Raw genomic sequence first — 6,000 nt, 5'->3', positions numbered from 1 at the left:
AAAAAAACGAGTGATCATAAGGCTTATTTCAACATGCCTTCAAAAAAAGACAACTAAAGAAAAAGGAATATTTTATTTGAAATTGATCGTAATTACCCTTTTGGAATAAGAGCGAAATAGGTGAAACCGCTCTTTTTTATGCCCGAAGTACTTAGTCACGGATTCAGGTACTAGTTAAAAATACTGGTGATATAAAAGACAGCACAATAAATAAAATTAATAACACTGCTATAATCCCAATATTATTCTTTAACATAGTTGAAAAGGTATTATTTATAAGTCTATTTCGATTACTACTCATTATTGATTCAACCTCCCGTCGCGTACCTCATAATATTTTCCTGGGAAACTTCAGATTTTTCTAACTGTTTAACCAACATGCCGCTTCTCATTACACACACTGAATCACACATATTAATTATTTCAGGGAGATCTGAAGAAACTATAATTATCGCCAAGCCTTCATTGGCTAGATTGTTTATAATGGAATAGATTTCCGATTTTGCTCCCACATCTACACCTCTTGTGGGTTCATCAAGAATTAATAACTTAGGCTTGATAGCCAACCATTTTGCAATAACAACTTTTTGTTGATTCCCCCCAGACAGACTAGAAACTGCAATATCAGAGGATGCAGTTTTTACTCTTAAATCCTCTACGTATTGATCTATTTCTTTTTTTCTCTTTTTCTCACTCATAAATAATTTATTTTCCATTAAATTTTTTAAATTTGCTAACGTTAAATTAAAGCCCACAGAGTTTCCTAATATTAATCCCTGTCCTTTTCGATCTTCAGGTACCATTGCAATTCCTTTTTCGATGGCTTTGATACAATTCTTTATTTTTAATTCTTCTCCATTCAGATAGATGTGTCCAGCATCATAAGGAAAAGCACCAAAAATCGCTTGCATTACCTCACTTCTACCAGCACCTACTAATCCAGAGAATCCAAGGATTTCACCTTTTCGCACACAAAATGATACATCTTCAAAAACACCTTTTTGAGAGAGATTTTCCACCCTTAATACCTCTTCGTTTTGAACGGAAGGAGTTCGAGTATAAAGATTTTCAATTTCTCTACCTACCATCATCGAAACAAGTTCATTCGAAGTCGTTTTATTTGTTTCGACAGTACCAACATAGGTTCCATCGCGTATCACCGTAATTTGTTCTGTCATTTTAAATAATTCTTCAAATCGATGGGATATATAAATAATGCTGATATCCTGTTGTCTCAATTTCTCCATTGTTTTAAATAAATAATTAACCTCTTCATTCGATAATGAAGAAGTCGGTTCATCCATCACCAAAATTTTGACATTGAACGATATAGCCTTTACAATTTCAACTAATTGCTGTTGGGCTATTGTTAACTCTCCAACTAATTTTCTAACATCAATCTGTAATCCTAATTTTTCAAGCATTTTTTGAGATTGTTCATTGATATGTTTTATATCTTTAAGACCTAAACTATTTTTAGGTTCTCTCCCTAAAAATATATTTTCTGCTATACTCAGATAAGGTACTAAAACGATTTCCTGATGAATAATTCCAATTCCATATGAACGAGCATCCTGTACACTTTCAATATTTACTTTTTCCCCATCTATAAAAATATCACCATGATCCGGCTTATGAATCCCCCCTAGAACCTTTATTAAGGTGGATTTCCCCGCGCCATTTTCACCTAAAAGAGCGTGAATTTCTCCCTTTTTAAGTTTAAAATTTATCCCTTTTAAAGCATGTACGCCTCCAAAGCTTTTAGCGATCCCCTGCATTTCAAGAACATTCTCAACCATATAAAAATCACCTCCAAAGTGAATGGTAGTGTAGAATGCAAGCTAGCTATCTTGCATTCTACGAACCTACTAACCTTGTAAAAATTCTGGTTATTGCCATTCTCCAGCTGTTTCCTCAGCCATTTCTTTTGTCACAATATGTGACGGTAGGAAAATTTCCTTTTCAACCTCTTTTCCTTCTAATAAATCTACAGCTGACTGAAGTGAAGTTTCAGCAATTTGGACTGGAACTTGTGCTGATACAGCTGAAAAGGAACCATCTAATAATGCGGCTTTCCCCTCAGGGGAAGCATCAATCGAATATACATCAATATCTTTTTTTCCACTAGATTCTACGGCAGCAGCCACTCCTAAAGCAGAGGGGTCATTAATTGCGAAAAAAGCGTCCAAGTCAGGGTTAGCTTGAATAATATCTTCAGCAATAGGCAAAGAAACGTCTAGTGCAGCCTTTCCATCTTGTTGGGCAACAATTTCAAATTTTGATATATTATCCCCTAAACCATCCATAAACCCTTCAACGCGGAGAACACAGCTTTCATTTGCCGGAAAATCTAAAATGGCGATTTTTGCCCCTTCTGGATAATCTTCCACCATCTGTGCACCCATTAGCTGTCCCGCCATATAAGCATCTGTTGCAACAATACTTTCTACCAATTCACGATCCTCCTCAATAACAGCTGTATCAACATTGAAAACTGGGATATTCTTTTCCTTAAATTGTTCTAGTCCCATTCGTATGCCCGCCGAATCTACTGGAATTACGAATACAGCATCAAAGTTTTGATTAGATGCATCCGACATTTGATTCAACTGTTTATTAAGATCGTAATCAGGGTCCAACATAGTGTAGTTATAACCTTTTTCTTTAGCTAATTTCTTATATGTTTCATTCATTGCTGTTTGAAATGTATTATTCTGTGTATTTGGTAGAAAAGCAAAGCTATAGGTACCATCGTCAGATTGAGTCGAAGAACCTCCTCCACTTTTGCTATTTCCACATGCAGATAAAGCGAATACAGTAATTGCTATTAGTACAAGAAATACTATACGTCTTTTCATAACTTCCCCTCCTGATTTTTTACTTAAAAAGGTATCCTCCTAAAGTTTTAATTCTACAAGACCTCCTTTAAAAGCGCTATCTTTTATTATCTTACGTAAAATATAACACTACATAGTAAAAATGTCAATTTCCCTAAGGGAAATTGACGAGAAAAAATATAAATATCGTATTTTTACGTAAATTTACTTCGTATATTCCTTTCCATTTCTTGCGGTACAGGTTCTAGAGTAATGTCTTTCCAAGCTTTTAATAAGTTTACCGATTCAACTGTATACGGCTGTACCCCGATATAGTGATAATGTTCTTGCCCTATCAATGCCTTCGCGGTTGCTAAACCAGCAGCTATTCCTTGCTCATATGGTCGCTGAGATGAAATACCTTTAACAATATGCTCATTAGCCAGATATGTGGCTATTTCATAATCTAAATCAAATGTAAAAATGGAAACATCTTCTCTTTTTAGTTCTTTAAGAGCCTTGATTGCTTCAAGGGCTGGCCTATCCCAAGAAATGTACAACCCCTGTATTTCTGGATGTGTCAACATCATCTCTTTACATATTTGATATGTGTTTTCTATCTGAACAAAATATCTTTCATCCACAATTTCTATATTTTCAAAGTCATTTTGAATAACCCCCTTTGCAACCGCATCTCTTAAGTGCGTACCATAAAAAGGCGCTCCATGTCCTATAAAACCAATTTTAGGAGATTTCTTTTCTTTAAAATAATTCCCTAATAACACAGCTAAGTTTTGGCCACTTTCCCTTTCATTTACTGATACACACGATGCATACTGCTCTCTCTTCATTCCTTTTGGTACATTACTTAGAAATATTAACTTTATTTTTTCAGAAATACTTTGAAATTTTTTTGAAGTAAGTTCATCGTCAACGGGAATAGCAATGATAGCATCTGGGTTCTGCATTTTAAGTCCCTCTAATTGAGTGACTTGTAATAAAGGATCAAAGTGGGCATCGGTGATAGAAACAATAGATATACCATATTTATCCAAAACATGTCTAATTCCATTTTCATATAGCCTTGACCAAGCCGTCCCTCCATAGTGAAAAGAAATCCCGACTTTATAATTACCTGATTTTAGAGCTTCTGCTTCCGTATTGGAAATTGCTAACTCTTCTGGTGAGATTGGCTTTTCCCCAAAAGGACCTTTTCCAATCACCTGAGTTGATTTTCGAATAGAAAACTCCATAGGTACGATTATCTCTTGGGGGATCTTTGAATAATTATCAATTTTCCCTAGCAAAAGATCGACCGCCTGTATAGCTATTTCAGTGCTATTATTTTTAAGTGTTGTTAAAGGGGGATTTAAAATTTTACACCATTCCTCATCACCATAGCCTAGAACCGATACATCCTTTGGAATATCCAAGCCAAGATTCGCTATAACTCTCATTAAAGCTAATGTAATTCTATTATTACTAGCAAAAAAAGTAGTTGGTTTGTGTTTCCCCCAAACTTTTCTTATCTTTTTTTCTAATTCTTCCACGTCGTTTTGTTCGAATATAATTAGTAACTCTTCCTTAAACGGTATATGAAACTCCTTCAACGCCTCTGCATAGGCAGAAATTTCCTCTTCAAAACTTAGACTATGATCACGTTCGGTAATAAAAGCAATTTCTTCATGGCCTGATTTTAGCAGGTGCAGGCACGCCTTATAAATCCCATCCTTACTATTTGAAAAAACAGAATCTATACCCTTAAATTTCATTTTTCTACCAAGCAAAACAATCGGAATTTGTTGCTGGATCAGTTTATTTAATGTTTTTTCTTCCTTACCTACGGGTACAATTAATATCCCGGCAACTTTCTTGTTACGGGCTATACGGGTTAACACATCTTTTTCTTGTAATGGGTCGTCATTATGGAAGTGTACAGACAAACTATACTGACTCTCGGTTAAAGAGAACGAAATGTTATCAATAAGCGTAGAATAAAAAGATTCTCTTAAATGCGGAACAATCACTGCTATTACAGCATTCTTACATAACAAGTTTTTTGAGGATTTACTTTTTATTTTTTTATCATATCCCGTATTTTTAATAGCTTCTTCAACTTTTTCTACTAGATCAGGACTAACATACCTCGTTTTATTAATTACGTGTGAAACCGTAGCAATAGAGACACCCGCCTCCATTGCTACCTGATTTAAAGTAGCCATTATAACACCCCGTCTTTTACGTAAAATACTATAAAAATTGTACCATTTACTAGTATGAATGGTCAATTACACCCCATGTCATTACATTTAACTACTAAAATAATTAGGACTACCTGTCTATTTTACGTAAATTAATTTTTATGATTTTTTACCTCCTCAAGCTTTTCCAATTACATTCTTCCTATTTTCTAAGAAGATGTAGCATAATGCCTAGCAATTTCCTCGCTCCAATTCAACGTCACCTCAAATCCTGTATAACCACGAGCCTAAGGAATCACTTAATGTACGCAATCATTTTCTATTACAAAAGGCCACGAATATCACGAAAAAAGAGAATTGTCCCCTGTTATATAGGGAACTTACAATATAGGTGTGAGCATTTAAAGAAAATCTAGGGCAATTGATTCTAGCTTTGGGAATGACTACTTAATGGGAGGAGATATAAACCATGTCAACAATTCGATTAAAAAATATTACGGAGCGTCATGGGGTTCAAAGAATATTGGAAGATTTCAACTTATAAATAAAAGAAGGTCATTTACTGTATTGGTAGGGGTCTTCGGTCTTCTGGTTGTGGGGAATCTACGACATTTCGGTTAATTTCAGGCTTAAAAAATTACAAGAAGGTGAGTTTTTAATTGATGGCAAGGAGATAAAGACTGTTACTCTAGGCAAACGTGATATTGCTATGGTTTTCGGGGAATTATGCGATTTATCCAACAATGACTGTTAAAAAAAACATTGAATTTGGGGCCATCAAAAATACTTTGGGCTTTTTTAACCTTCTCACGCTAGTGCAACCTGTTGTCTTTGTCATTCTCCTTGCATGTATGCTTCAATGGATTTATAAAGATTCTAGCCCTCGAGGCTGGGACAAAAGTGTTTTCACCAAAGAAAAAACCGAACTAGTATGATGCATGTCCCCGCTCCGGAAATATACTTCGCTTTCCGCGGGCGGCTGG

General features: G+C 35.2%; 3 protein-coding genes. All 3 read right to left on the bottom strand.

All coding sequences use genetic code 11. From position 1 onward, the window contains the following. Window positions 1-308: 308 nt before the first annotated feature. Window positions 309-1,799 carry a sugar ABC transporter ATP-binding protein gene (locus MUB24_RS07230; RefSeq protein WP_244702700.1) on the bottom strand — a complete coding sequence of 497 codons (1,491 nt, stop codon included), beginning with the start codon at window positions 1,797-1,799 and terminating at the stop codon, window positions 309-311. Window positions 1,800-1,889: 90 nt separating this feature from the next. Continuing rightward, complete coding sequence (locus MUB24_RS07225; protein ID WP_244702699.1) at window positions 1,890-2,858, bottom strand: sugar ABC transporter substrate-binding protein; 969 nt, start codon at window positions 2,856-2,858, stop codon at window positions 1,890-1,892. Window positions 2,859-3,031: 173 nt separating this feature from the next. After that, complete coding sequence (locus MUB24_RS07220; RefSeq protein WP_244702698.1) at window positions 3,032-5,038, bottom strand: LacI family DNA-binding transcriptional regulator; 2,007 nt, start codon at window positions 5,036-5,038, stop codon at window positions 3,032-3,034. Window positions 5,039-6,000 lie beyond the last annotated feature (962 nt).

Source organism: Lederbergia sp. NSJ-179 (assembly GCF_022867885.1).
In the GTDB taxonomy this organism is placed as follows: Bacteria; Bacillota; Bacilli; order Bacillales; family Bacillaceae_C; genus Lederbergia.
The sequence above is the reverse complement of the archived record's forward strand: the minus strand, read 5'-3'. Positions and strand labels throughout refer to the sequence as shown.

What these genes read in the sequence shown, in the direction of transcription:
- MUB24_RS07230 (WP_244702700.1), bottom strand. Translation starts at nt 1,799, where the DNA reads ATGGTTGAGAATGTTCTTGAAATGCAGGGGATCGCTAAAAGCTTTGGA.
- MUB24_RS07225 (WP_244702699.1), bottom strand. Translation starts at nt 2,858, where the DNA reads ATGAAAAGACGTATAGTATTTCTTGTACTAATAGCAATTACTGTATTC.
- MUB24_RS07220 (WP_244702698.1), bottom strand. Translation starts at nt 5,038, where the DNA reads ATGGCTACTTTAAATCAGGTAGCAATGGAGGCGGGTGTCTCTATTGCT.